At 64.6% G+C, this 22,781-nt stretch carries 25 protein-coding genes; 18 read left to right on the forward strand and 7 right to left on the reverse strand.

From position 1 onward, the window contains the following. Position 1: 1 nt before the first annotated feature. From nagA to KKP04_RS08915, 3 genes are read right to left on the reverse strand one after another with little or no spacing between them, the layout of a single operon-like run. Positions 2–1,171: an N-acetylglucosamine-6-phosphate deacetylase gene (gene nagA, locus KKP04_RS08905; RefSeq protein ID WP_215029631.1), complete on the reverse strand. Its 1,170-nt coding sequence runs from the start codon at positions 1,169–1,171 to the stop codon at positions 2–4. Beyond that, positions 1,171–2,205, reverse strand: a complete 1,035-nt coding sequence (locus KKP04_RS08910) for an SIS domain-containing protein (protein WP_215029634.1) — start codon at positions 2,203–2,205, stop codon at positions 1,171–1,173. The genes nagA and KKP04_RS08910 overlap by 1 nt, the downstream gene beginning before the upstream one ends. Further along, entirely contained in the window at positions 2,192–3,085 is an 894-nt protein-coding gene (locus tag KKP04_RS08915; RefSeq protein WP_215029637.1) for a BadF/BadG/BcrA/BcrD ATPase family protein, read from the reverse strand. The genes KKP04_RS08910 and KKP04_RS08915 overlap by 14 nt, the downstream gene beginning before the upstream one ends. Positions 3,086–3,166: 81 nt before the next feature. Here KKP04_RS08915 and KKP04_RS08920 point away from each other — a divergent pair, with 81 nt between their 5' ends. After that, positions 3,167–4,066 (forward strand): N-acetylmuramic acid 6-phosphate etherase, encoded by a 900-nt coding sequence (locus tag KKP04_RS08920; RefSeq protein WP_215029640.1) that lies wholly within the window; start codon positions 3,167–3,169, stop codon positions 4,064–4,066. Positions 4,067–4,093: 27 nt separating this feature from the next. Here KKP04_RS08920 and grpE read toward each other — a convergent pair whose 3' ends face one another. From grpE to KKP04_RS08935, 3 genes are all read right to left on the reverse strand, one after another. Beyond that, the gene (gene grpE, locus KKP04_RS08925) at positions 4,094–4,960 is read right to left on the reverse strand and encodes a nucleotide exchange factor GrpE (RefSeq protein ID WP_215029643.1); all 867 of its coding nucleotides are present in this window, start codon (positions 4,958–4,960) and stop codon (positions 4,094–4,096) included. Between the two features lie 96 nt (positions 4,961–5,056). Next, positions 5,057–6,160 (reverse strand): heat-inducible transcriptional repressor HrcA, encoded by a 1,104-nt coding sequence (hrcA, locus tag KKP04_RS08930; protein ID WP_215029646.1) that lies wholly within the window; start codon positions 6,158–6,160, stop codon positions 5,057–5,059. A 67-nt stretch (positions 6,161–6,227) separates the two neighbouring features. Continuing rightward, the gene (locus tag KKP04_RS08935) at positions 6,228–6,725 is read right to left on the reverse strand and encodes a DUF4405 domain-containing protein (RefSeq protein WP_215029649.1); all 498 of its coding nucleotides are present in this window, start codon (positions 6,723–6,725) and stop codon (positions 6,228–6,230) included. Between the two features lie 206 nt (positions 6,726–6,931). Here KKP04_RS08935 and KKP04_RS08940 point away from each other — a divergent pair, with 206 nt between their 5' ends. The 3 genes from KKP04_RS08940 to KKP04_RS08950 are packed head-to-tail and all read left to right on the forward strand — an operon-like array spanning position 6,932 to position 8,600. Continuing rightward, complete coding sequence (locus KKP04_RS08940) at positions 6,932–7,615, forward strand: RNA polymerase sigma factor (protein ID WP_215029652.1); 684 nt, start codon at positions 6,932–6,934, stop codon at positions 7,613–7,615. Then, positions 7,612–8,130, forward strand: a complete 519-nt coding sequence (locus KKP04_RS08945) for a hypothetical protein (RefSeq protein WP_215029655.1) — start codon at positions 7,612–7,614, stop codon at positions 8,128–8,130. The genes KKP04_RS08940 and KKP04_RS08945 overlap by 4 nt, the downstream gene beginning before the upstream one ends. Further along, positions 8,130–8,600, forward strand: coding sequence for a periplasmic heavy metal sensor (locus tag KKP04_RS08950; protein WP_215029658.1), 471 nt, complete (start codon positions 8,130–8,132; stop codon positions 8,598–8,600). The genes KKP04_RS08945 and KKP04_RS08950 overlap by 1 nt, the downstream gene beginning before the upstream one ends. Positions 8,601–8,627: 27 nt before the next feature. Here the strand turns inward: KKP04_RS08950 and KKP04_RS08955 are convergent, their stop codons facing one another. Beyond that, positions 8,628–9,941, reverse strand: a complete 1,314-nt coding sequence (locus tag KKP04_RS08955; RefSeq protein WP_251133996.1) for an alpha/beta hydrolase — start codon at positions 9,939–9,941, stop codon at positions 8,628–8,630. A 250-nt stretch (positions 9,942–10,191) separates the two neighbouring features. Here KKP04_RS08955 and KKP04_RS08960 point away from each other — a divergent pair, with 250 nt between their 5' ends. The 14 genes from KKP04_RS08960 (at position 10,192) to KKP04_RS09025 (ending at position 22,650) form a co-directional block, all read left to right on the forward strand. After that, positions 10,192–11,571: an APC family permease gene (locus KKP04_RS08960; RefSeq protein ID WP_215029661.1), complete on the forward strand. Its 1,380-nt coding sequence runs from the start codon at positions 10,192–10,194 to the stop codon at positions 11,569–11,571. Between the two features lie 50 nt (positions 11,572–11,621). Beyond that, positions 11,622–12,677 (forward strand): hypothetical protein, encoded by a 1,056-nt coding sequence (locus KKP04_RS08965; RefSeq protein WP_215029663.1) that lies wholly within the window; start codon positions 11,622–11,624, stop codon positions 12,675–12,677. Between the two features lie 148 nt (positions 12,678–12,825). Beyond that, complete coding sequence (locus tag KKP04_RS08970) at positions 12,826–14,814, forward strand: biotin carboxylase N-terminal domain-containing protein (RefSeq protein ID WP_215029665.1); 1,989 nt, start codon at positions 12,826–12,828, stop codon at positions 14,812–14,814. Next, positions 14,804–15,703: a 3-keto-5-aminohexanoate cleavage protein gene (locus tag KKP04_RS08975; RefSeq protein ID WP_215029667.1), complete on the forward strand. Its 900-nt coding sequence runs from the start codon at positions 14,804–14,806 to the stop codon at positions 15,701–15,703. The genes KKP04_RS08970 and KKP04_RS08975 overlap by 11 nt, the downstream gene beginning before the upstream one ends. Then, the gene (locus tag KKP04_RS08980; protein ID WP_215029668.1) at positions 15,675–17,492 is read left to right on the forward strand and encodes a long-chain fatty acid--CoA ligase; all 1,818 of its coding nucleotides are present in this window, start codon (positions 15,675–15,677) and stop codon (positions 17,490–17,492) included. Before KKP04_RS08975 ends, KKP04_RS08980 begins: the two co-directional genes overlap by 29 nt. 348 nt (positions 17,493–17,840) lie before the next feature. After that, complete coding sequence (nifB, locus tag KKP04_RS08985) at positions 17,841–19,400, forward strand: nitrogenase cofactor biosynthesis protein NifB (protein WP_215029893.1); 1,560 nt, start codon at positions 17,841–17,843, stop codon at positions 19,398–19,400. Between the two features lie 44 nt (positions 19,401–19,444). After that, entirely contained in the window at positions 19,445–19,660 is a 216-nt protein-coding gene (locus KKP04_RS08990; RefSeq protein WP_013420981.1) for a 4Fe-4S dicluster domain-containing protein, read from the forward strand. An 11-nt stretch (positions 19,661–19,671) separates the two neighbouring features. Then, entirely contained in the window at positions 19,672–20,025 is a 354-nt protein-coding gene (locus tag KKP04_RS08995; RefSeq protein ID WP_215029669.1) for an iron-sulfur cluster assembly accessory protein, read from the forward strand. A gap of 74 nt (positions 20,026–20,099) precedes the next feature. Further along, positions 20,100–20,642: a hypothetical protein gene (locus tag KKP04_RS09000; protein WP_215029671.1), complete on the forward strand. Its 543-nt coding sequence runs from the start codon at positions 20,100–20,102 to the stop codon at positions 20,640–20,642. Beyond that, the gene (locus KKP04_RS09005; RefSeq protein ID WP_215029673.1) at positions 20,632–21,468 is read left to right on the forward strand and encodes a 4Fe4S-binding leucine-rich repeat protein; all 837 of its coding nucleotides are present in this window, start codon (positions 20,632–20,634) and stop codon (positions 21,466–21,468) included. The genes KKP04_RS09000 and KKP04_RS09005 overlap by 11 nt, the downstream gene beginning before the upstream one ends. Then, a complete protein-coding gene (locus KKP04_RS09010) occupies positions 21,465–21,779 on the forward strand; it encodes a nitrogen fixation protein NifZ (RefSeq protein ID WP_215029676.1) in 315 nt (104 codons plus the stop codon). The genes KKP04_RS09005 and KKP04_RS09010 overlap by 4 nt, the downstream gene beginning before the upstream one ends. Further along, positions 21,776–22,006 (forward strand): nitrogen fixation protein NifZ, encoded by a 231-nt coding sequence (locus KKP04_RS09015; RefSeq protein WP_215029679.1) that lies wholly within the window; start codon positions 21,776–21,778, stop codon positions 22,004–22,006. Before KKP04_RS09010 ends, KKP04_RS09015 begins: the two co-directional genes overlap by 4 nt. 159 nt (positions 22,007–22,165) lie before the next feature. Continuing rightward, positions 22,166–22,375 (forward strand): putative nitrogen fixation protein NifT, encoded by a 210-nt coding sequence (gene nifT, locus KKP04_RS09020; protein ID WP_215029682.1) that lies wholly within the window; start codon positions 22,166–22,168, stop codon positions 22,373–22,375. 2 nt (positions 22,376–22,377) lie between these two features. Further along, on the forward strand, positions 22,378–22,650 hold the full coding sequence (locus KKP04_RS09025; RefSeq protein WP_215029685.1) for a hypothetical protein: 273 nt from the start codon (positions 22,378–22,380) through the stop codon (positions 22,648–22,650). The last annotated feature ends 131 nt before the right edge of the window (positions 22,651–22,781 follow it).

Here is a 22,781-nt window from a genome sequence, read left to right on the forward strand (position 1 = left end):
ATCACGCGGTCGTGGCCGGAGTCGGCACGTCTGAGGATCGGCCATCGACCCACGTCTGGTAAATCGTCATGTCGCGCGGATCGAAGCCCACGAGATCGGCTCGGAAGTCCGGCGCGATGCGGCCCAGCCGATCGCCAAAACCGAGGAACGCCGCCGGTTCGGTCGACGCGAAACGGAGCGCATCCGTCAGCGGCACGCCGAGCATGTCCACCGTGTTTCGCACCGCCGACGCCATGTCGAGCGCCGACCCCGCCAGCGTCCCCGCCGCATTTGTCAGGCGCCCATCCTTGAGCACGATGTCCTGCCCGTTGAGCGGGAAGCTACCGTTTTTCCCCCCAACAGGCGGCATGGCATCCGTCACGAGCATCGGATGCGCGGCGCCGCGCAGCGCCAGGCGGAGCATCGCGGGCGAGACGTGCTCGCCGTCCACGATCATGCCGAAAAACGCGTTCGGCGCTTCGAGCGCGGCGGCTACGGGGCCGGGATCGCGGGCGCCGAGCGGGCGCATCGCGTTGAAAAGGTGGGTGAAGCCGGTCAGCCCCTCGTCCAGCGCAGCCTTCGTTTCCTCATAGGTTGCCATTGAATGGCCGAGCGAGACACGAACGCCCGCATCGGCCAGCCGCGCGACGACGCCCTCGCCGACGCGCTCCGGCGCAAGCGTCACGAGCGTCGCCGTTTCGCGCTGCGCGGTGAGGAGATCGATGTCCTCCGCCGTCGGCTCGCGGATGAAGTCGCGGCAGTGGATGCCGGGCTTCTCCGGCGAGATGAATGGCCCCTCAATGTGAAGCCCAAGTACACCCGGATTGAGCGCCGCCGCGCGGTCTACCGCTTCGAGCGCGTCGACCATCTTTTCGCGCGCGTCGGTGATGAGCGTGGGCATGACGCCCGTGGTCCCGAATTGCCGGTGTGCCGCCGCGATGGCGGCCATCGCCCCCGCGCCCGGCTTGTCGTTGAGGAGCACGTCACCGCCGCCATTCACCTGCGTATCGATGAAGCCCGGAGCGAGCCACGCGCCGTCCGGCAGCGTTCGCACGGGCACGCCGTGGGGCAGATTACCGCGGTGCACGATGCCGAGAATGCGCCCGCCTCGCATGAAGACCGCGCGATCCCGATGGACCTCCGCACCGTCAAAGATCACGGAGGCAGCTATAGCGTATCGATTGCGTAGCATTATCGTGTGCTTGTGACTTTGCGAAGGTGGCGGGGGCGGTCGACGTCGGTTCCGAGACGTTCAGCGAGCCGGACGGCCATCATGTAGAAGCTCTGGATAAGGCAAACCGCATCTGTCTCGGGTTGATCCGGCGGCAGGGCGGTTAAATTTGCGTCATGTTCGGAGCCGGTCGCGAAAAGCGCCGTGCCCTTGCCGCGCAGATCGGCGGCGAGCCGGTCCATGCCTCCGGCGGCTTCGTCCGTCGGGTTGAACATCAGGATCGGGTATTCCGGCGAGACGAGCGCCACCGGTCCATGCAGGAACTCCGCGCCGCTGAAGGCTTCGGCGTGAAGATTCGCCGTTTCCTTGAGCTTCAGCGCTGCCTCGCGGGCGATGGCAAGCGTCGGCCCGCGCCCGATGGCGACCAGGCTCGGCGCGCGAGCCAGCGCGGGAAGCGCCGCGCTCCAGTCCAGATCCGAAGCGGCGGCGAGGCGTTCGGGCAGGCGGGCGACGGCCTCATCGAGCGCGGCGTGCCCGTTCCAGGCCGCCGTGAGCCGAACCAGCGCCGCAAGAGTGGTGACGAAGGTTTTCGTGGCCGCGACGGAAAGCTCGGGTCCGGCCTTCATGGGAAGCACGATGTCGCTCACGCGGGCGAGCGCGCTATCGATGTCGTTGACGATTGCCACCGTCAGCGCGCCGGAACGCTGCGCGGTCTCGGTCATGGCGACGATGTCGGCGCTGCTGCCGGATTGAGAGATAGCAAGGAAAAGCTGATCCTTCAGCTTCAGTTCGCCGCCGTAGACACTCGCGATGCTCGGCGCGGCGGCGGCCACCGGCACGCCCAGATAACGCTCGAACAGATGCTTGCCGAAGGTGGCGGCATGGGCCGAACTGCCGCGCGCGCAGGTGACGATTACCCGGGGCGGCTTCCGCCTCAATCGCGCCGCAAGCTCCTCGACGGGGCGGGCGAGGGCGTCGCGCTGACGGCTCACCGCATGCGGCGCCTCGCGGATTTCCTGCGCCATGCGCACGTCCGGCACGTCAGGATGTTTCATGTATCCTCCTGCCCGAAACCGCGTTTCGAGCGAGTTGCAGCCCGCCGTCCAGTGCGTCGCCGACCGGGCGAACCAGCGATCCCTTTACTTCTGCGGACAGCCACGGCCTTAACGGCTCCGCGAGGCCGCCCATGAGTGCCAGCCTTGGCGTTCCGAGAACAAGCAGCGCCTCGGCAATTCGTTCCACATGGCGCGCCGCCGAAGCGACAAGTTCGCGGGCGACGGCGTCTCCCTCACCCGCATGCCGGAAGACCAGCGGTGCGAACGTGCCGTAATCGGCGGGCGCGGCCTCGATTGCCCAGAGCGTGACAGCGTTCGGGTCATGGTCGAAGCGGCTCGCCACTTCGTCGAGCAAACGCGACCGTGCCGCCCGCCCATCGAGCGCCCATAGCGTTCGCCGCACGGTTTCGAGGCCGAGCCACGCGCCGCTGCCCTCGTCGGACACCGGGAACCCCCAGCCGCCGACGCGATGGCGCACGCCGCGCAGACTGGCTTCCCCGATGCTGCCTGTCCCGGCGATGATCACGCCGCCATCCTCCCCACGATGCGCACCGACGCAAGCCGCATGCGAATCCGTGGTAAAAATCGCGGCCTTGAAAGGGTGCGCGTATCGCGAGAGTTCGCCTTGAATGTCCGGCTCACCCGCGCCCGCAAGCGCGAGACAGGCGACGACGCGGCTGTAATCGGGCGCAATCGCCGCCTGCTCGAAGCATTGCGCCGTGGCATCCATGACGGCAGCGAAGGCTTGGCGCAGGCCGCGACGGACATTCGCCGGGCCGGATCGGCCGTTCCCCAGCGTTTCGCCCTTCGCGTTCGAGAGACGCGCCCGGCATTTCGTGCCGCCGCCGTCCACTGCGAGATAAAACGCTTCCGTGTTCACTCTTTATGCCCTTGTTGCGGACGCTTATTTAAGGTTGCATACTATAAAGTCCAGCGCCACTCGAACGCGTTTTCGGTTGTTATGGATACTGAACGGCCATCCCCACGCTTTTCCGGCATCGATGTATGGGAGCCGCTCGACGCGCTCGACGCGATGATCGAGGGGCAGTTCGCCGCCGTTGCCGCCGTGCGCGCGGCGCGGCGCGACATCCTTCGCGCCGTGCTTGCGATGGAGAAACGGCTCGCCAGCGGCGGTCGCCTCGTCTATGCGGGCGCGGGCACGTCGGGCCGCCTCGCGGTGCAGGACGGCGCGGAACTGATGCCCACCTTCAGCTGGCCGAAAGATCGCCTCGTGCTGCTGCTCGCGGGCGGCGACGAAGCCATGGTGCAGGCCGTGGAGGGGGCGGAGGACGAAACGCATCGCGCCGCCGAACTCATCCGCGTGGAGCACGGCGTCGGCGCGAATGACGTGCTGATCGCGGTCGCCGCCAGCGGCAGGACGCCGTTCACGCTATCGGCGCTGCGCGAGGCGAAGAAACTCGGCGCGCTCACCGTGGGTGTCGCGAACAACCCCGATACGCCGCTTCTCCTGGAAGCGGACTGTCCGATCTGCCTCGAAACGGGGTCGGAGCCCATCGCCGGGTCGACGCGCATGAACGCGGGAACGGCGCAGCGCATTACGCTCGCGATGCTGTCCTCGCTCGTGATGATCCGCCTCGGGCGCGTGTACGAAGGGCTGATGGTCGAGGTGCAGGCCGTGAACGCGAAGCTTGTCGGGCGTCGCGAAAAGATGCTCGTGCATCTCACCGGCAAGGACTTGGGCGCGGTGCGTGAAGCGCTGGCGCAGACGGGCGGCAATATCAAGCTTGCGGTGCTTCTGCTGCAAGGGTGTGCGCTCGACGAGGCCCGCGCGCTGCTCGAACGCACGGGGGGTCGTCTCCGCGAGGCGCTGACGCTCGCCGGAAGGGGCGGGGCGGGTTGATCGCCGCGCCCGCCGACTGAGCCGATCTCAATTCCCGTTTTCGAGCCGCTTCCCGAAGGACGAAATCAGATCGTCGACGCCCGCCGGGCCGCTGTTTTCCGTGACGGGTTGCGTCACCGAGGACGCGCGCTTGTCGGCGCCGTGACGGTCTCGCCGCTGGGGGGCGCCGGTCGGATCGCGGAAAACGTCGGGATCGTGTTCGTGCGCGGGTTCGACGGCGTGGTGATCGTGATGCGGTTCCGCATGCGCGGCCGACGGTGCGCTCACGGGTTCGGCCGAATGCTCGTCCTGCGGCGGCACCGGCTTGACCGGGCTGCCGCCCTTGGCGACGATCACGGCCGCCGGGCGCAAGACGCGTTCCCCGATCTTGTAGCCGGCCTGAAGCACCTGCACGACCACATCGGCAGGCACGTTGGGCACGTCGACCTTGATCATCGCCTCTGAAGTATGCGGATCGAATTTCTCGCCGAGCGGCTCGAAGCGCGTGATGCCGTGACGCTCGAAAACCTTGAGAAGCTCGCGCTCCGTCACCTCCACGCCTTCCAGCAGCGTCTTCAAAGCCGGGGTCTGATCCGATGCCGCTTCCTTCTGCGCGGCTTCGATCGCGCGACGCAGATTGTCGGCGATGCCGATGGCATCCTTGCCGAATTCGGAGGACGCATATTTCGCGGTTTCAGCCTTCTCGCGCTCGCTGCGCCTGCGGTAGTTCTCCATCTCCGCGAGCAAGCGCAGATGCTTGTCCTTGAGATCGGTATTCTCGGCCCTCACGTCGGCCAGCATCTGCGCCAGCGCCTTCACCTGCTCTTCGGTGGCAGGCGGATTCTGGTCGCGACCGAGAGAATCGCTATTTTCCGGCCCGTTCGCGTCCGAGGGCCCGTCCGGGGTATCGTTCATGGTATTGTGCCGTTTCCGTTACGATGAGGATCAGCCGCTATCCTCGACCTACGATTCGCGATTTTTGAAGCTATATCGGCGGTTTCGCCGGGATAATCAAGCGAGCACGCGGCTGACCAGCTTGGCTGTAAAATCAACCATGGGGATAATACGGCCGTAATTGAGCCGTGTCGGGCCGATGACGCCGAGAACGCCCACGATCTTGCGCTCATGATCCTGGAACGGAGCGACGATCAGGGAAGAGCCCGACAGAGAAAACAGATTGTTCTCGGAGCCGATAAAGATGCGGACGCCTTCCGCCTTTTCCGCGAGGTCGAGAAGGTGGATGAGCGCCTTCTGCGATTCGAGATCTTCGAAAAGCAGCCGGATGCGTTCTAGGTCTTCCACCGCCTTGAGGTCGTTCAGGAGGCGCGACTGGCCGCGCACGATCAGGCTGCGATTGTCCTCGCGCCCGCCCGACCACTGCGCGAGACCGGACCGCACGAGCTTCGCGGTGAGCGCGTCGAGTTCGGCCTGCCTCGCCTTGAGTTCCTCCTCGATCTTTTCGCGCGCCTCGGGAAGCGTAACGCCGCGAATTTTCGCGTTGAGGTAGTTCGTCGCTTCGACGAGTGCCTGCGGGGGCAGGCCCTCCGGCAAATTCAGCACGCGGTTTTCGACGCTGCCGTCGTCGCCCGCCAGCACGAGCAGCGCGCGCTTGGCGTCGAGGCTCACGAATTCGATGTGCTTCAGGCGGCTTACCTGCTTCTCGGCGAGCACGACGCCCGCGCAGCGCGACAGGCCCGAGAGAAGATCGCCCGCCTCCGCCAGCACCTCTGATGTGACGGCATTTTCGCGGTGATAGTCGCGCAGAAGCTGCCGTTCGAGTTGCTCGCGCTCCGTTTCCTCGATGCTGCCGACTTCGAGCAGCCCGTCGACGAACAGGCGCAAGCCGGTCTGTGTCGGGATGCGGCCCGCGCTCACGTGCGGCGCGTAGATCAGCCCCTGCGCTTCGAGGTCTGACATCACGTTGCGGACTGATGCGGGCGACAGCGTCATCGGAAGCTGGCGCGACAGATGTCGCGATCCGACCGGCTCGCCCGTTTCGAGATAGGTCTCGACGATGCTCCGGAAGATTTCCCGGTAGCGCTCATTCAGTTCGAGCAGCCCGTTTGCCTGACTCAATTCGAGGGCGGGCGCGCGCAACTCTTGCCGCTTCGACATGCTTCGCGTCCTTGTTCCAAACCTTTCGAAGGTAAGGTCGCGCGGCCCCGCCGTCAAATACTACGCTCTATCGCCGTGGCGGAATCACCTCCACCAGCAGCTTGATCGCGGGTGCGCCGGACGCAGCCGCCACGCTTGCGAGGGTATCCGCGGTCGATGTCACCTTGTAGCCGCGCTGAAGGAGGCTCGCTTTCAGCGCATCCGGCGTGGTCTTCAGAACCGGGGCGAGCGCGTCGAGCGGCGTCTGCGTCATCAGCATGACGGCCGCTCGCGGCGAACCCGTCTGGCCTTTCATCGCCGCCGGAACCGCGAACGCAGCGGCGGCCGCTAGCGTGAGGACGAGCGGAACCACCATCGAGCCGCGCCGGAAATAGCCTTTCATCGCGCCCCAGTTTCGCCAGACGTGAATGAAGAAGGGCACAAGCAACAGCAGACTGAGCCATTCATGCATGCTGTGAAAGAGGTTCGAGCCCAGATGAAAGAAAAGCGCCAACCCTGAAATCGCGGAAACCGCAAAAAGGCCGAACGTGAACGGCGTCGTCACGCGCCCGAGAAATCCATTCATGAGATGTGTCCTTCAAACGAAGCTGCCGCGCCGGGCGCTTCGGTGGTGCATCGGTTTCGGTCGCGGCGGAGCGATCTGCGAACTCGCCCGCCGCCTGAAGCTTGGACACGGCGGCGGCGCGAAACCCTGCGCAGGATTTTTGCGCCTGCCGTGTCCAAAGTGGTAAGCAGGCGCCATTGCGGGCCTTGCGCGACGAGGCGGAGAGCGTGACTATCGAGGCCGTTGCATGGATGTACGAAGAAACGCTGGCGAGGCCATTCGTCGTGTCGCCGCCCAAGGATAGCCCGCGCCGGAACGCCGCGCCCGAGACCCGCCGCGCCGCCGTTTCCGCCGAAGCGACCGACGAGGCCCTGATGTTAAGCGTGGCGCGGGGCGACGAGGCCGCCTTCCGCAACCTCGCTGCCCGCCACGCCGCGCGAACGCTCGCGCTGTCGCGGCGCATGCTTGCGAATCCGGCCGATGCCGAGGAGATCGTGCAGGAGGCGATGCTGCGCGTTTGGGTGAATGCCCCGCGTTGGCGCGCCGAGGCCGCTTTCAAGACGTGGCTTTATCGCGTGGTCGTCAATCTCTGTCTCAATAGGCAACGGCAGAAGACTTTCGCCCCGCTCGACGACGCGGCTGTGGTGCCGGACCCGTCGCCTTCCGCGCAGGCGAGCCTCGAAAGGCGGGAAGCGGATGCCGCCGTCGCGCGCGCGATCGCCGATCTGCCGGATCGCCAGCGCGCGGCCATCGTGCTGACCTACTACGAAGACCTCAGCAACGCCGAGGCCGCATCCGTGCTGGAGGCCAGCGTTTCAAGCGTCGAAGCGTTGCTCGTGCGCGCGAAGCGAACGCTGCGCGACGCCCTTCGCCCGCAATCCGATGACCTTACGTCCGGGAGCCGCCCATGATCCGCCCGTCTATGACCCGCGCCCGTTTTCAGGATCTTCTCGATATCCATGGGAGCGACGTTGCCGCATGGCCCGACGCGGATCGCAGCGCCGCCGCCCGCCTCATTGCCTACGACGCCGATGCGGCGGCCGCCTTCGCCGAAGCGCGGCGTCTCGACGGCCTCATTCGCGCAAGCCTCTCGGCTTCGCCAGACGAAGCCGGGAGCGAAGCCATTGCCGCGCGCCTCATCGACGCTCTGCCGAGGGCGCTTCCGCCTCAGGCGCCCGTCGACGGTGCGAGGCTGGTGAAACCGGCGCGGCGCCAGGTTGCGGAAATCATGTCGCGGAACCGGCTTTTCTCGCGCCCAATCCTGCCGAGGGCGGCCGCGCTTTCGCTTGCGGCGGCCTGCGGCATCGCACTCGGCGTTTTCTGGGCGCATAAGATCACTCAGGACGAACAGATAGCGGCGGCATCGGAAGCCACCGACGTCATGGCTGTTATTTTTCAGTCCGAAACCGCGATTGGAACCTTCTGATGAGCGCGCAAGACACCATCGCCGCCGAAAGCCGTTCACGGCGCGGACTGCTTTTCTGGTCTCTCGCCCTGAACATTTTTTTCATCTTCGGCGTCGTCGCGTTTTCGCTCGCGCTATTATTCAAACCGGCGTTTCGCGGCGGCGGCGGTCCCGCCTACCAGATCGAGAGGATGGCCGCTCGACTTCCCGCGCAGGACGGCACGCGCCTCATGGTTGCGCTTGGCGAACGTGCGGGCGCGGTCGATGAGGCACATGTCGCCGCACACAAGGCGCGGGACGCCCTGCGGCTCGCGTTGCGAGCAGAACCCTATGACGGCGATGCCACACGCAAGGCTATGATGGATGCGCAGGAGGCTCGTCGCAGGCTTGAGACGGTCGTTCAAGGGATCATTGCATCGGCGGCGGCGGACATGTCGGCGGACGGCCGCGCGAAGCTCGCGGAATGGCGGCCCCGGCCGCCCCGCAAATAGAGCGCCATCGGCAACGGGCGCGCCGGATTATCGCGTTTCGACGCGGAGCCTTTGCAGCAGATCCCTGATGGGATGATGCGCCCACGCCTTCGTCACGAAATCGCGGTGATCGGTGCCGGGTTCGGTTGAGATGAACGTCACGCTTCCGCTGCGAAGCGGCCCCTTCAGCCTGGTGTTCAGCGCCACGTCCTTGCCCTTGAGGATGTCGGCAAGCTCCGTGTTGCGCGCCCGCGTGGATGACGCATAGGCGCTGAGAAAAAATGCCTTCTCTCGCGACGAAATCCAGTTCGCGAATGTGTCCGTCTCGCCGTAGAGCGCGTCGAGAAGCACCACGCCGCGCACGCGTTCGTCCGCGCCGCCGTGGCGGATGCAGGAAGCCGCCGTGGCGTAGCCGCCGCTATAGGCGACGATGACCACGGGCATGCGGTCGAAATAGGCCCTGGAGCGCGCATCGCCGTGGAGCTTCGCGAGTTCGTTGCTCGCCTCGTCGAGGAAGCGGCGGAGACCGCCCCGCTCCCAGAGCTTGCCCGCGCTCGAATCCGCCGCGTCGGACGCAAGTTGCGGCGCGACGAGCACAGCATTGACGCCCGCCTCGGACACCTGCTCCGGCACGCGCTGACGCTTGATGACGTCGCGCTGCAGGGTGGCGCCGTGCCCGTGCAGGAACAGCACCATGAGCGCGGGGCGGCGGAGGTCGAGACCGCGCGGAATGTGAAGCAGGGTGCGGCTGTCGCTGTAGGTCTGATCCTCCCAATAAACCGCGCCGCTCGGCGTGCCGTGGCCGCGTCTGCCGCCATCGTTGACATTCAGGAACGGGTGGCCGGTCGCCGGATTTGTGCCGCCATAAGGAAATGGCGCGCTCTGGAAAGGTACGAGCTTCGTGCGCGTCCGCCTGAGTGGAAGGAGCGGCGGTTCCGCTCTGATGGGCGAGCCTTTCCTGGCCATCTTGACGGGCACCAGCAGCGAGGGCGCCTGCGCCTCCACCGGCATGGAAGCTGCCATAAGCATCGCCTCGGCGGGCTCGCGTCTTTCGACCGGGCGCTGTTCGGGTGGCGGCGCGACCGAAGCGATGGCGAGTGCCGGGGCGACGGCTTTCGGCTGCGGCCGTCTGAGAAAGTCCTGCTTGGCGGATCGATTCAAACGGTCGCCGGCATCGGGGCTTGTCGCAGCGAGGCCGGATGGGGGAAGTTCCATGCTGAACGCGGACGAGTTCGGCGTCTGCGCGATATCGACGGCTTCCGTTTCGGACCGGCACCCTGCCGCCATAATCGCGAGCGCCGCGACAATCGGGAGACGCAGCCCCGAAAAAAGCTCCAGAGACATTCGCGGTAGGGTGGACACGGATACTCGCACGCTATTATCAACCAGATTTGGCACCCAGCACTCGCCAGACGCGCGGAGCGCTATACCCCGCAATCGTGACCGCATCATGGGCCGTTCCCCGAGCTTGGACGAAAGGACTTTCTAAATGCCTTTCCCGCTAGAGTACGATCCGCTGGATGCACAGCCTAAGTTGCCACTATGCAACTACCAGACCATTAACCTTACCGGCGGAATTGTTGAAATCGTTCTCAGTTGATATGAGCAGCGCATGAGTGATGTATCGGTTTACGCGCAGGGGTCTGGCGCGACTTCATCCGGGGGGAAAAGCGGGTCTTTTGACCTCCCCAAGATATCCGTCGTAACGGCGACTGCCCTCGCGGTCGCCGACATGATCGGCACGGGCGTTTTCACGAGCCTCGGCTTCCAGGTTCGCGACATCCCCTCGGCCTTCTCGTTGCTCATGCTGTGGGTTGTCGGCGGCTTGGTCGCGCTCTGCGGGGCATTGTCCTATGCCGAGCTTGCGGCAGCCTTTCCGCGCTCCGGCGGCGAGTATAATTTCCTGTCGCGCGCCTTCCGCCCGGCCGTCGGCTTCATGGCCGGATGGATTTCCGCAACCGTCGGCTTCGCTGCGCCGGTCGCGCTCGCGGCGATGGCGTTCGGCCAGTATTTCGCCGGGGTCGTACCGGGCGCGCCCGTCCTGCTCCTCGGCCTCGCCGTCGTCTGGGGTGTTTCGCTCGTCCATCTGATGGGCGTGCAGACAGGCAGCAAGCTGCAAAACATCTCCACCTTCGTGAAGTTCGGCCTGATCGTCGCCTTCATCGCGGCAGGTTTCATATGGGGCGAGGCGCAGCCGATCACCTTCGCTCCGTCCGCCGCCGATTTCGGCTATATGGCGAGCGCGCCTTTCGCGATCAGCCTCGTCTTCGTCCTCTATTCCTATTCGGGCTGGAACGCCGCGACGTATATCGCGAGCGAGATCAAGGAGCCTGAAAAGACCCTCCCGCGCGCCCTTCTTTTCGGCGTGCTGATCGTGACCGTGCTCTACGTCGCCCTCAATGCCGTGTTTCTCTACACGACGCCGATCAGCGAAATGGCGGGCCAGATCGATGTCGGCCTGATCGCCGGTCGGCACATCTTCGGAGAAACCGGCGGCCAGATCGTAGCGGCGCTCATCTGCCTGGGCCTCGTTTCGGCCGTCAGCGCGATGATGTGGATCGGTCCCCGCGTGGCGCAGGTCATGGGCGAGGACAACGCGATGCTGTCCTTCTTCGCCCGGAAATCGCAGTCGGGCGTGCCGGTCAATGCGCTCGTCTTCCAGGTTGTCGTCGTGACGGCGCTGCTCTTCACGCAAGCCTTCGAGACGGTGCTCGAATTCATCCAGTTCGCGCTCACGCTCTGCTCCTTCCTGACCGTGCTCGGCGTCATCGTGCTGCGCATTCGCCGCCCGGACCTGCCGCGCCCGTACAAGGCCTGGGCCTATCCGCTGACGCCGGTCCTTTTCCTCGCGGTGACGGGGTCGGTGCTTGTCCACCTTCTCATCGAGCGGACGGGACAATCGCTCGCGAGCCTCGGTCTCATGATCGCGGGTCTTCTTATCTATGCAGTTTCAGCAAAGTTCAGCACGGCTCTCAGCAAGGGAATAGCTTGACCATGACATTCCGTTTCCCCGTTCGATCGTTTTTAGCAGGCATTGCATTGATGACGGCCCTGCCCGGCGCGCTCATGGCCGCCGACGGTCAGGCGCAGACGGATATCGCACGCGTGCTGGCCGGTATGCAGCCGTCGGAGAACTCGCCGCTTCAGGCGGTGGCGAAGGATGCCGCCTTCAAGAAGCACCAGTCGTTCATGGATACGAGCTGGAAGCAACTCGAAGACAAGCAGCTCTCGAAGGTGCGCGGCTGGTCTTCGCAGAACGTGAAGCAGCCGGAACCGACGCTCTATTATCTCTTCTCCGGGCCGGATTACCTCTACGCCAACGCGTTCTTCCCGAAGGCCAGGACCATCATCATGGCCGGGCTTGAGCCTTCAGGCCCAATCCCGGATCTCTCGGAGCTGACCGTCAGGACCGCGAACAACGAACTGAACGGCACGCGCGCCGCGCTCGGCAATCTGCTCAAGCACAGCTACTTCATCACGAGCGAGATGGGCCACCAGCTCTCGCGCCGGAAGCTGTCGGGCACGCTGCCGATCATCTATGTGTTCGCCGCCCGCTCCGGCAAGGACATCAAGGATGTAAGCCTCGTCGTGCTCGACCGCGAAGGCAAGCTGCATGCGGCGGACGAGCCGGGCATCGACTCGGCGGCCAAAGGCGCGAAGATCGTGCTGGCCGGCGCCGATGGCGAAGAGCAGACCGTCTATTATTTCAAGACCGACCTTTCCAACAAGGGCGTGCAGGCGAGCGGCTTCCTGAAGTTCCTCGAAACCTACGGCCAGGGCGACGCCTTCATCAAGAGCGCGTCCTACCTGCTGCATAATCCCGGCTTCTCCGACGTGCGCCAGTTCCTGCTGAAGCATTCGGCGGCCCTCGTGCAGGACGACACCGGCATTCCGGTCAAGTATCTCGATGCGAACTGGCAGCTTCAGCCTTTCGGCACCTACCTTTCGCCCATCGCGCAGTTCCGCCACGCGCAACAGCCGAAGCTCGTCGCTCTCTTCAAGAAGGAGAGCAAGGGACCGCTCGGCTTCACGGTCGGCTATCGCTGGGGCAAGCCGTCGAACCTGCTGCTCGCAGTGAAGGTGCCGCCGCGGTCCTGATGTGTATTGCGCATCCAAACTGGTTAAGAGACGCCGTCCCTCAGGGGACGGTGTTTTTTATTCACCTTTCGGTTTAGCTTGCTTTCCGTTCATTGCGAAAACGCGCGCCTTGCAATAAATTAGTTTCGTTGCAACGGGCGGAGCCAGAATGACGGCACGGCGATTTGGAAAGCTTCTGATCGCGAACCGCGGTGAGATCGCCTGCCGCATCGTGCGCACGGCACGCGTGACGGGCTATCGCACGGTGGCCGTGTTCTCCGACGCAGACGCCGACGCCATGCACACGCGAGCCGCCGACGAAGCCGTTCGCATCGGCCCGCCGCCGCCGCGTGAAAGCTATCTCGACATTGCCCGCATCCTCGAAGCCGCGAAGAAGACCGGCGCGGATGCGATCCATCCCGGCTACGGTTTCCTCGCCGAGAACGCGGATTTCGCGGAGGCATGCGAGGCGGCGGGCCTTGTCTTCGTCGGGCCGCCCGCGTCTGTCATCCGCGCCATGGGCGACAAGGCGGCGGCGAAGGCCATCGCGGAAGCGGCGGGTTTGCCTTGCGTGCCGGGTTATAGCGGCGCGGATCAAGCGGACGCGCGGCTGACCACCGAGGCGACCGCCATCGGGTTTCCGCTGCTGGTGAAGGCGGTTGCGGGAGGCGGCGGGCGCGGCATCCGCGCGGTTCATGCGGCGTCGGATCTGCCGGACGCGCTCGCGGCGGCGCGGCGCGAGGCGAAGGCCGCATTCGGCGACGACCGCCTGATGCTGGAACGGCTAATCGAGCGCCCCCGCCATCTCGAAGTGCAAATCTTCGGCGACGATCACGGCAATGTCGTGCATCTGTTCGAGCGCGATTGCTCCACGCAGCGGCGGCGGCAGAAGATCATCGAGGAAGCGCCGAGCCCCGTGCTCACGCCCGCGCATCGCGAGCGGCTGACGGGCTACGCGGTCGCGCTCGCACAAGCCGCGGGCTATCGCAACGCGGGCACGGTCGAGTTCATCGCCGACGCGGATCTGAATTTCTATTTCCTCGAAATGAACACGCGGCTTCAGGTCGAGCATCCCGTTACGGAAATGGTGGTGGGCGTCGATCTCGTGGACTGGCAGTTGCGCGTCGCCGCCGGGGAACCGTTACCGCTGCCGCAGGGCGAAATCGCGTTGCGGGGGCATGCCATCGAGGCGCGGCTCTGCGCGGAAGATCCGTATGATGGCTTCCGCCCACAGACCGGCACCGTGGCCCATTTCGCGCCACACGAAAGCGATGGCGTGCGCTTCGACACCGGCGTCGAGACCGGGAGCGAAGTTTCGCCGTGGTACGATTCGATGGTGGCGAAGGCCGTCGCGAATGGTCGCGACCGCGCCGAGGCCGCGCGTCGCCTCGCATCGGCGCTGGAGGACGCGCCACTGCTCGGCCTTGCGACCAACCGCGAGTTTTTGATCGCGCTCCTGCGCGGCGAGGCATTCGATCGCGCCGAAATTACCACGACGACGCTCGACGACTGGGCGCAAACGGGCGCGGGCGACGCAGCATCGCCCTTCGTGCAGCCGCATCCCGCGCCCATGCAGTGGGCTCTTGCGGCCGCGCTTTATGCCGAGGGCGGCGGCGCGGGCGAATGGTTCTGGTCCGGCAGCGCCTTCGACTTTTCGCTCGACCTTGCATGCGGCGGCGAGACGAAGCCGCTGACCTACACGCGCCCGCGCTCCGGCCCGATGGCGGTTTCAGTCGACGGCGAGCGGATCGAGATTGCGCTCATCGAAAACACGCCGCCCCGGATCGTGTTCGAGGCGGACGGCGTCCGGCGGCGCGCAACGGCTGCCTGGCAGGGCGCGACGCTGCATCTCGCCGTCGACGGCGCGGCATTCGCCTTCGCGGAGCCGGACCACTCGCATGCCGAAGAGGCGGCGGACGGCGCGCGCATCGCCGCCCCTGTCGCGGGCCTGCTCGTGAAGGTGCTGGCCGAACCGGGGCAGGCGGTGGCGGCGGGCGAAACGCTGGCGCTGATCGAGGCCATGAAGATGGAAACGCGCGTGACGGCGCCAGCGCCGGGCCGTATCGCGGCGGTGCATGCCAGCGCAGGCGGGCAGGTTGCGAGCGGTGCGCTTCTGTTCGAAATCGAAACCGAGGATGCGCCCGCCGATGTCCGATAAAGCCATCCTCACCTGCGCGCTGAACGGCGTGCTGACCGATCCGCGCCAGCATCCGATGATCCCGGTGACGCCGGAACAGATGGCGGCTTCCGCGCGCGAGGCTTACGACGCGGGCGCGGCTATCGTTCACATTCATTTCCGCGCGCAAGGGGAAGGCGTGGGTCATCTGCCGAGCTGGGAGCCGGACGTCGCGGCGGCGGCGGTCGATGCGATCCGCGCGGCCTGTCCCGGCATCGTCATCAACCAGACGACCGGCACGGTCGGCCCCGACATTTCCGGCCCGGTCGCATGCATCAAGCGCACGCGGCCCGAGATCGCGGCCTGCAACGCGGGCAGCCTCAACTATCTCAAGCTCCGGTCGGATGGGCGCTGGGCGTGGCCGCCGCTGCTGTTCGACAACCCCGTGTCGAAGGTTCAGGGCTTCCTCGACGCGATGGCGGAAGCGGGGTCGCGGCCGGAGTTCGAATGTTTCGATGTCGGCATCGTGCGTTCGGTGGGTCTTTACGTCGAGAACGGCATGGCCACGACGGCGCAGTACAATTTCGTGATGGGCGTCGCGTCGGGCATGCCGGTCGACGCGGATCTGCTCGCGCTACTGCTGAAATATCGCCGCGACGGCGCGCTCTGGCAGACGACGCTCATCGGCCGCACCGAAATCTGGCCCGTTCACCAGCGCGCGGCGGAACTCGGCGGCATGCTGCGCACCGGCCTCGAAGACACGTTCTACCTGCCGGACGGCGAGAAGGCGAAAAGCAACGGCGCGCTGATCGAGGCGCTGGCCAAGTGCGCACGGAATGCGGGGCGCTCGATCGCCTCGCCCGAAGAAGCAAGAACGATAATGAACCTGGGAGGATCGCATCATGGGGAGGCAGGGACCGGCACCGCTTGAGGACGAGCCTTTCGTTTCACCGCCCCGGCGCTTCCTCGAAACGGCGGCGCGGCGGGGGAGTGCACCCGCTTATTACGTGCGCGAGGCGGAAGGCTGGACGCCGACGCCTTGGAACGTGTTTCGCGACGAGGCGCGGCGCGCGGCGCGGGCGCTGGTGGCGCTCGGCGTGAAGCCGGGCGATGCGGTCGGCATAATCGGCTACAATCGCCCCGAATGGGTCATCATCGACATCGCCGCCATGATGGTCGGCGCGAATGTGGCGGGCATCTATTTCACGGCGTCGGCGCAGGACGCCGCCTACATCATCGAGCATTCGGAATGCGCGGTCGTGCTCGCGGAGAAGGAGGAACATTTCCGCCGCATCGCCAGCCAGCGCGAAAACTTGAGCCACCTTCGGCATGTCGTCATGATGCGCGGCGCGGAAGCCGCCGACCCGCTGCAAATGACGTGGGACGCGTTCATGGGGCAGGGCGATGACCGTTTCGATGCCGAGGTCGAGCGCCGCTTGCAGGCGATCCAGCCAAAAGACGTCGGCTGCCTGATCTACACGTCCGGCACGACCGGCCCGCCGAAGGCCGTGCAGATCAGCCACGACGCGCTCGCGAAGACGGCGGCGCTCGTGCTGAAATTGTTCGATGTGACCGGCGACGACCGCACGATTTCGTATCTGCCGCTCGCGCATATCGCCGAGCGCATCCTCACGATCCATTTTCAGATCACCGTCGGCAACGCGGTCTACTTCGCGCGCGATGTCCTGAGCCTCGGGGAGCATCTGCCGGAGGTGCGGCCGGACTTCTTCTTCGGCGTGCCGCGCGTCTATGAAAAGCTGGCCTCCGCCGTGCAAGGCAAGCTCGCGGCCGCGAAGGGACCGAAGGCGAAAATCGCGGGCTGGGCGCTTGGCGTCGGTCAGGAATGGCACCGCAAGGAGCAGTCGGGCCAGCGCATCGGCCTGAAGACGGCGCTTGCCATGGCCGTGGCGACAAGGCTTTTCCATCGGAAGGCGAAGCGCCTCATCGGCCTCGACCGCGCGAAGCATCTCGGTGTCGGCGCCGCGCCCATCCCGGAAGAAACGCTGCGCTTCCTGACCGGCCTCGATCTTCCCGTGCGCGAGCTTTGGGGGCTGTCGGAAAGCACAGGCGTCGGCACCACCAACCTGAAGGGCGCGACGAAAATCGGCTCGGTCGGCAAGCCTTATCCCGGCCTCGACCTGAAGATCGACCGCGACGGCGAAATTCTGATCCGCGGCCCGTACATGCTCATGGGATACGCCAAAGACCCGGAAGCGACCGCCCGCACTTTCACGGACGGGTGGTTGCGCACGGGCGATCTCGGGCGCGTGGATCTGGAGGGCTACGTCTATATCACGGGGCGGAAGAAGGACATCATCATCACGTCGGGCGGCAAGAACGTCGCCCCCGCCAATCTGGAAATGGAACTCGTCGCGCTGCCGCTCGTCGAGCATGCCATCGTTTGCGGCGAGCGGCGCCCATACCTCGGCGCGCTGATCACGCTCGACAAGGCGGCGGCGGAGCGGTTCGCGAGCGAGCGCGGGATGGCTGAGGGTCCGGCGCTGATGGAGGCGATCCGCGAGGAAATTCAGCAGGGCATCCATGCGATCAACGCCCGGCATTCGCGCGTGGAGAACATTCGCCGCTTCGCCATCCTGCCGGAGCCGCTCTCCATCGAGAACGGCGATCTCACGCCCACACTGAAGGTGAAGAGGCAGGCGGTGATGACGCGGCTGACGCCGGTGGTTGATGGCCTCTATCGCGAGAACGAGAAGGTCTGAGCCGCCGAGCCCCTCGGTTGCCGCGAAGATGAAAGCGAAGGCTGCCGCCGTCTCACGAGCATTGCAGTCGCCGCGACGAGTGCGGCGCGCACCCTCCCGCGCTTTCGCGGAAATCTCCTTTGGCCCGTTTCGTACAAAAGCTGCGGGTCGTTCACCCGCGTGTAAGAAACGCGACAGCGCGTCGCGTTCGCAGCAACCGCAATCCCCGAATTTAGAAGCGTTCCGGCCTTGTGGCACGGTCATTGCTTCACTGTCTCGCGGAAGCCGCTCGAACAGGCGGCGGATATTTGGGGGCGCGGGCCACTTGGCCTTCATCCCCGAGCGGCGGGCCTTTACGAGGGATCGATGATGTTTGACGCAGAACAGCTTCCAGAGACCGGCGAAGGCCAGGCCAAACCGCTGAACGATTTGCTTCAGAAGATCGCCGCCAGCAAGGGATGCGAGACGAAGGCCGGGCCGGGCAAGTCCGGTTGCGGGTCCACGGGCACCGAAAGCACGCTTCCGCCGGAAATCTGGGAGAAGGTGAAAAACCACCCGTGTTACAGCGAGCAGGCGCATCATCACTTCGCGCGCATGCATGTCGCGGTGGCCCCGGCGTGCAACATTCAGTGCAACTACTGCAACCGCAAATACGACTGTGCGAACGAATCGCGCCCCGGCGTCGTGAGCGAGCGGCTTACACCCGAGCAGGCCGCGAAGAAGGTGTTCGCCGTCGCCTCCACCATTCCGCAGATGACGGTGCTCGGCATCGCCGGACCGGGCGACCCGCTCGCCAATCCCGAGAAGACGTTCAAGACGTTTGAACTCGTGGCGCAGACAGCCCCCGACATCAAGCTGTGCGTCTCGACCAACGGCCTCATGCTGCCGAAACTCATCGACCGCCTCTGCCAGTACAACATCGACCACGTGACGATCACCATCAACATGGTCGATCCCGAAGTGGGCGCGAAGATTTATCCGTGGATCTTCTACGAGCACAAGCGCTATACCGGCGTCGAAGCGGCGCGCATCCTCTCGGAAAACCAGCTTCGCGGCCTCGAAATGCTCACCGAGCGCGGCATCCTCTGCAAGATCAACTCGGTGATGATCCCCGGCGTGAACGACGCGCACCTCGTCGAGGTGAACAAGGCGGTGAAGGCGCGCGGCGCATTCCTGCACAACATCATGCCGCTGATTTCCGCGCCCGAGCATGGCACCGTTTTCGGTCTGAACGGTCAGCGCGGCCCGACCGCGCAGGAGTTGAAGGCGCTTCAGGACGCGTGCGAAGGCGACATGAACATGATGCGGCATTGTCGCCAGTGCCGCGCGGACGCGGTGGGCCTCCTCGGCGAAGACCGCAGCGACGAATTCACGACCGAAAAGGTCATGGCGATGGAAATCGACTACGATCTTGAGGCGCGCAAGGCTTATCAGGCCAAGGTGGAAGCGGAGCGCGACGCGACGCAGGCCGCAAAGGCGGACGAACTGGCGAAGCTCGCGGGCGAAAACAGCGACATCGCCATCCAGATCGCGGTTGCGACAAAGGGTAACGGCCGCGTCAACGAGCACTTCGGCCACGCGACCGAATTCCAGATTTACGAGGTCTCGACGGCGGGAGCGAAGTTCATCGGCCACCGCCGCGTCGACCTTTATTGCCAGGGCGGTTTCGGCGACGACGACAAGCTTGAAACGGTGATTCGCGCGATCAACGACTGCGCGGCGGTTTTCGTGGCCCGCATCGGCACGTGCCCGAAGGAAGGCTTGCACAAGGCTGGCATCGATCCGGTGGATCGCTTCGCGCATGAGTACATCGAGCAATCTGCGCTTGCATACTTCAAAGAATATTTAGAAAAAGTCCAAGCTGGCGGAATCGTACACGTCGCGCGCGGCGATGCGGATATTCGTCAGGGAGCCTTCACCGCGGTCTAGCCGCCCGACCCCAGACCCAGACCCATAGACAGGAGTTGAACACCATGGCTTACAAGATCATCGCTTCCCAGTGCACCGCTTGTTCGGCCTGCGAAGCCGAGTGCCCGAACGCCGCGATCAGCGTGAAGAAGGGCGTTTATTTCATCGACCCGGTGACTTGCACGGAATGCGTCGGCCACTTCGACGACGCTCAGTGCGCGGCTGTTTGCCCCGTCGAAGGCACGTGCGTTCCGGATCCGGCTCATCCCCGCTCTGCGTAAGGATTGAACGAATGAACCTGACGGTCACTCCAGCGGCAGAAAAAGTGATACGGCGATTCCTTCGCTTCGACGGCAAGCCCGGTAGCGGCTTCCGCCTGAAGGTGGCGCCGGGCGGGTGCTCCGGTCTTTCCGCCGAGTTCAGCGTCGAGGCCGAGCCTCGGCCTGACGACGCGGTGATCGAAGTCAATGGCCTGAAGCTTTTTCTCCCCGAGGAAAGCCGTCGTCTGCTGGAGGGGGTGACGATCGATTTCTCCGACACCCCGCTCCAGTCCGGTTTTGTCTTTCGCGACCCGAAACAACAGGTCGGTGGGTGCAGTACTGCGGCGCCTGTCCTGTTCGACATTACCGAACTCAAGATCCAATAAGCCTTTCCGCTTCTTCGGACGCGGAAAGACTTCTTTCTACGACCGTTTGCCGAAGGGTAAACACAGGGGCGAACATGAGTCCTGCGATCGAATTCGGCGAAGAGGAGGCGCATCCGCTGGACGATGCGCTTCTGACCGCCGCGCTTCTCGGTGCGGGCCTCCCCGAAAAGGCGCAGCGGTATCTCAACGCCGCCGCTGCCTCGTACCAGAATGCGGAGGTCGCCGAGACGCACCTCCTCAAGGCAAGGCAGGAAGCGCCGGACCATGCGGCGGTGCTGATCGGGCTTTACCGTTTCTATTTTTACAAGAACCGGCTGGAAGAGACGCTGGAGATTGCGCAATTGTGCATTCGCAAGGCGGCGCGCGATCTGGGGCTTCGCGAGGATTGGCGGCTCGCATCCGCCCACGATGCGCCGTTCGGCGATTTCGGGGCCATGCTGCCTCGGTTTTTCCTGTTCTCGCTGAAAGGATATGCGTATCTCAATATGCGGCTCGGACAGATAGACGAAGCCCGCGCCGCCGTGTGGAAGTTGCTGGAACTCGACCCGACCGACAAGATCGGCGCGATGGTGTTGCAGGGCGTGCTCGACCGTATGGGGCAAGACGATGACGACTGACGCGGACTCGGAGATCAACGAAGCGATCGACTGGCAGGGCCAGGCGGTCGCCTGCGAGATCTGCCGTCATCGCGAGCTTGCCGACGAGGCGCGCTGCAAGTTGCGCCATGCCTGCGTGAACGACCGCTACGCGCGCCGCGTCGACCGCTTCTTCGACTGGAACCGCGATTTCGCGAACCATTATCTGAACCACCCCTATTTCGAGGTGCGCGCCATCGCGGCGAAGCATGCGGACATCTTTCGCCTTCCGGCGCTCCTGAGCGACCCCGATGAGGCCGTCCGCTGGAACGCCGCGCGCCGTCTGCCGAAGCGCTACCTGCTGGGCATGCGCGGCGATCCGCACCGCGAAGTGCGCATCCGCGTGGCGCAGCTTCTCGACCCGGCCGATCTCTTCGGCATGATGCGCGACGAGGATTATTACGTGCGGCTGGTGGTGGCGCGGCGCGTTGCGCCGGACGAACTGTCGGCGATGATTTCCGACGACGAGCCGGAAGTGCGCCGCATCGTCGCCCGGCGCATCGATGCGGACATGCTGTGGCGGCTCGCCACGGACCCGGACGACGGCGTTCGCCTCGAAGTGGCGCGCAGGCTTTCGCCGGCCGAGCTTGCCGGCTTTTACCGAGATCCGGATTGGCGCGTGCGTTACGAAGCGGCGAGCCGCATGATCCCCGGCATGCTTCAGGCCATGCGCGAAGATCCGGACGAACTCGTGCGCGAACTCGTGCTGAAACGGATCGACGCGCAAAATGGGGCCGAATTCGAGGGCAACGTGGTGCCGTTCCCCTCGGTTGGTGCGCCCGCAAAGACGCGCGAGGCTTCGACATGACGAATATCAGCCGCGACAGCGACATCGTCGAACTGAACGACGCGCCGTATTTCTATTACGGCGACAAGGTGCGCTCGAAGAAGGTGGTGCGAAACGACGGCACCTATCCCGGCAAGGAAATCGGCGAAATCCTCTGCCGCAAGGGCGAGGAAGGCTTCGTCGTCAGCATCGGGACCTTTTTGCAGCAATTCTATATCTACGGCGTCGAATTCATCGAAACCGGCAATCGCGTCGGCATGAAGCGCAAGGAACTCATGCTCGTGGACGACCCGGAAGAGGACGAGACGGCGCAAGAAGGAGCGAACCCATGAACGCGCCGAAATTCCAGTGGGGTCAGATGGTCAGCGCCGCACAGGATCTTTTCAACGACGGCTCCTTTCCGGACGCGCCGCAGGACAGCCTGCTCGTCGCTGCCGGCGAAAAGGGCGAGATCGTCAACGTCGGCACGCATGTCGAGACGAACACGCATATCTATCTCGTTGAATTCAATGAAAAGATCGTCGTCGGTTGCTTCGAGGGCGAAATCAGCCCCCTGTAGAGCCGGATCCGATCAGGTTGACCCAACCTGATCGGTGAACCCGTCTCTAAACTAAATAGAAGAGACCGTTTTACCGATCTGATTGCGATTAATCAGATCGGAACGGGCTCTAGGACCGCCAGCCAGAAAACGGCTCTTTGTGGAGCCAGGGAGAACTTGATGAAGGTCATGATCCGCAAATGCACCGAGGGCAAGCTTACGATCTATGTGCCCAAGAAGGATCTGGAAGAGCCCATCGTCGAGATGGAAAAGCCCGAAATGTGGGGCGGGATCATCACGCTCGGCAATGGCTGGCGCCTCGAACTGCCGGATCTGCCGGTGGACACGAAGCTGCCGCTCACCGTCGAAGCGAAGAAGCTTGCCGACTGATCATGCCATTGTCTGCTGAAGACCTCGCCGATATCGATGCGGTTCTCACGGCGGCCGAAGCGGGAGCGGAGGCCATCGCGGCCCTTCGCGCCCGGTTTTCCGGCCTTTCGATCACGCTGTGCGATCCGTCCGATGTCGATACGGAAGACCCGTTCAAGGAATACGAGCGTTTCGATCTACATCTCGTTGATGCAGCGGGCCATTGCTGGCAACTGACTAAAGATTCAAATGCCGCAACAGGTATCGTTGTAGTAAAGAAAAGGAATTTGGCCTGAGCCTTATTTTGCCTTTGGTAGCCTTCAACTTCAGGTAACGAAAATCTGAAGCAGGGTTTACTGGCATACCATCTCCGTATCTGACAAAAATCAAATCAGACCTGCGAGCAAACGTCGCGGCGAATGTCAGA

The organism is Rhodomicrobium sp. Az07 (assembly GCF_018619475.1).
In the GTDB taxonomy this organism is placed as follows: Bacteria; Pseudomonadota; Alphaproteobacteria; order Rhizobiales; family Rhodomicrobiaceae; genus Rhodomicrobium.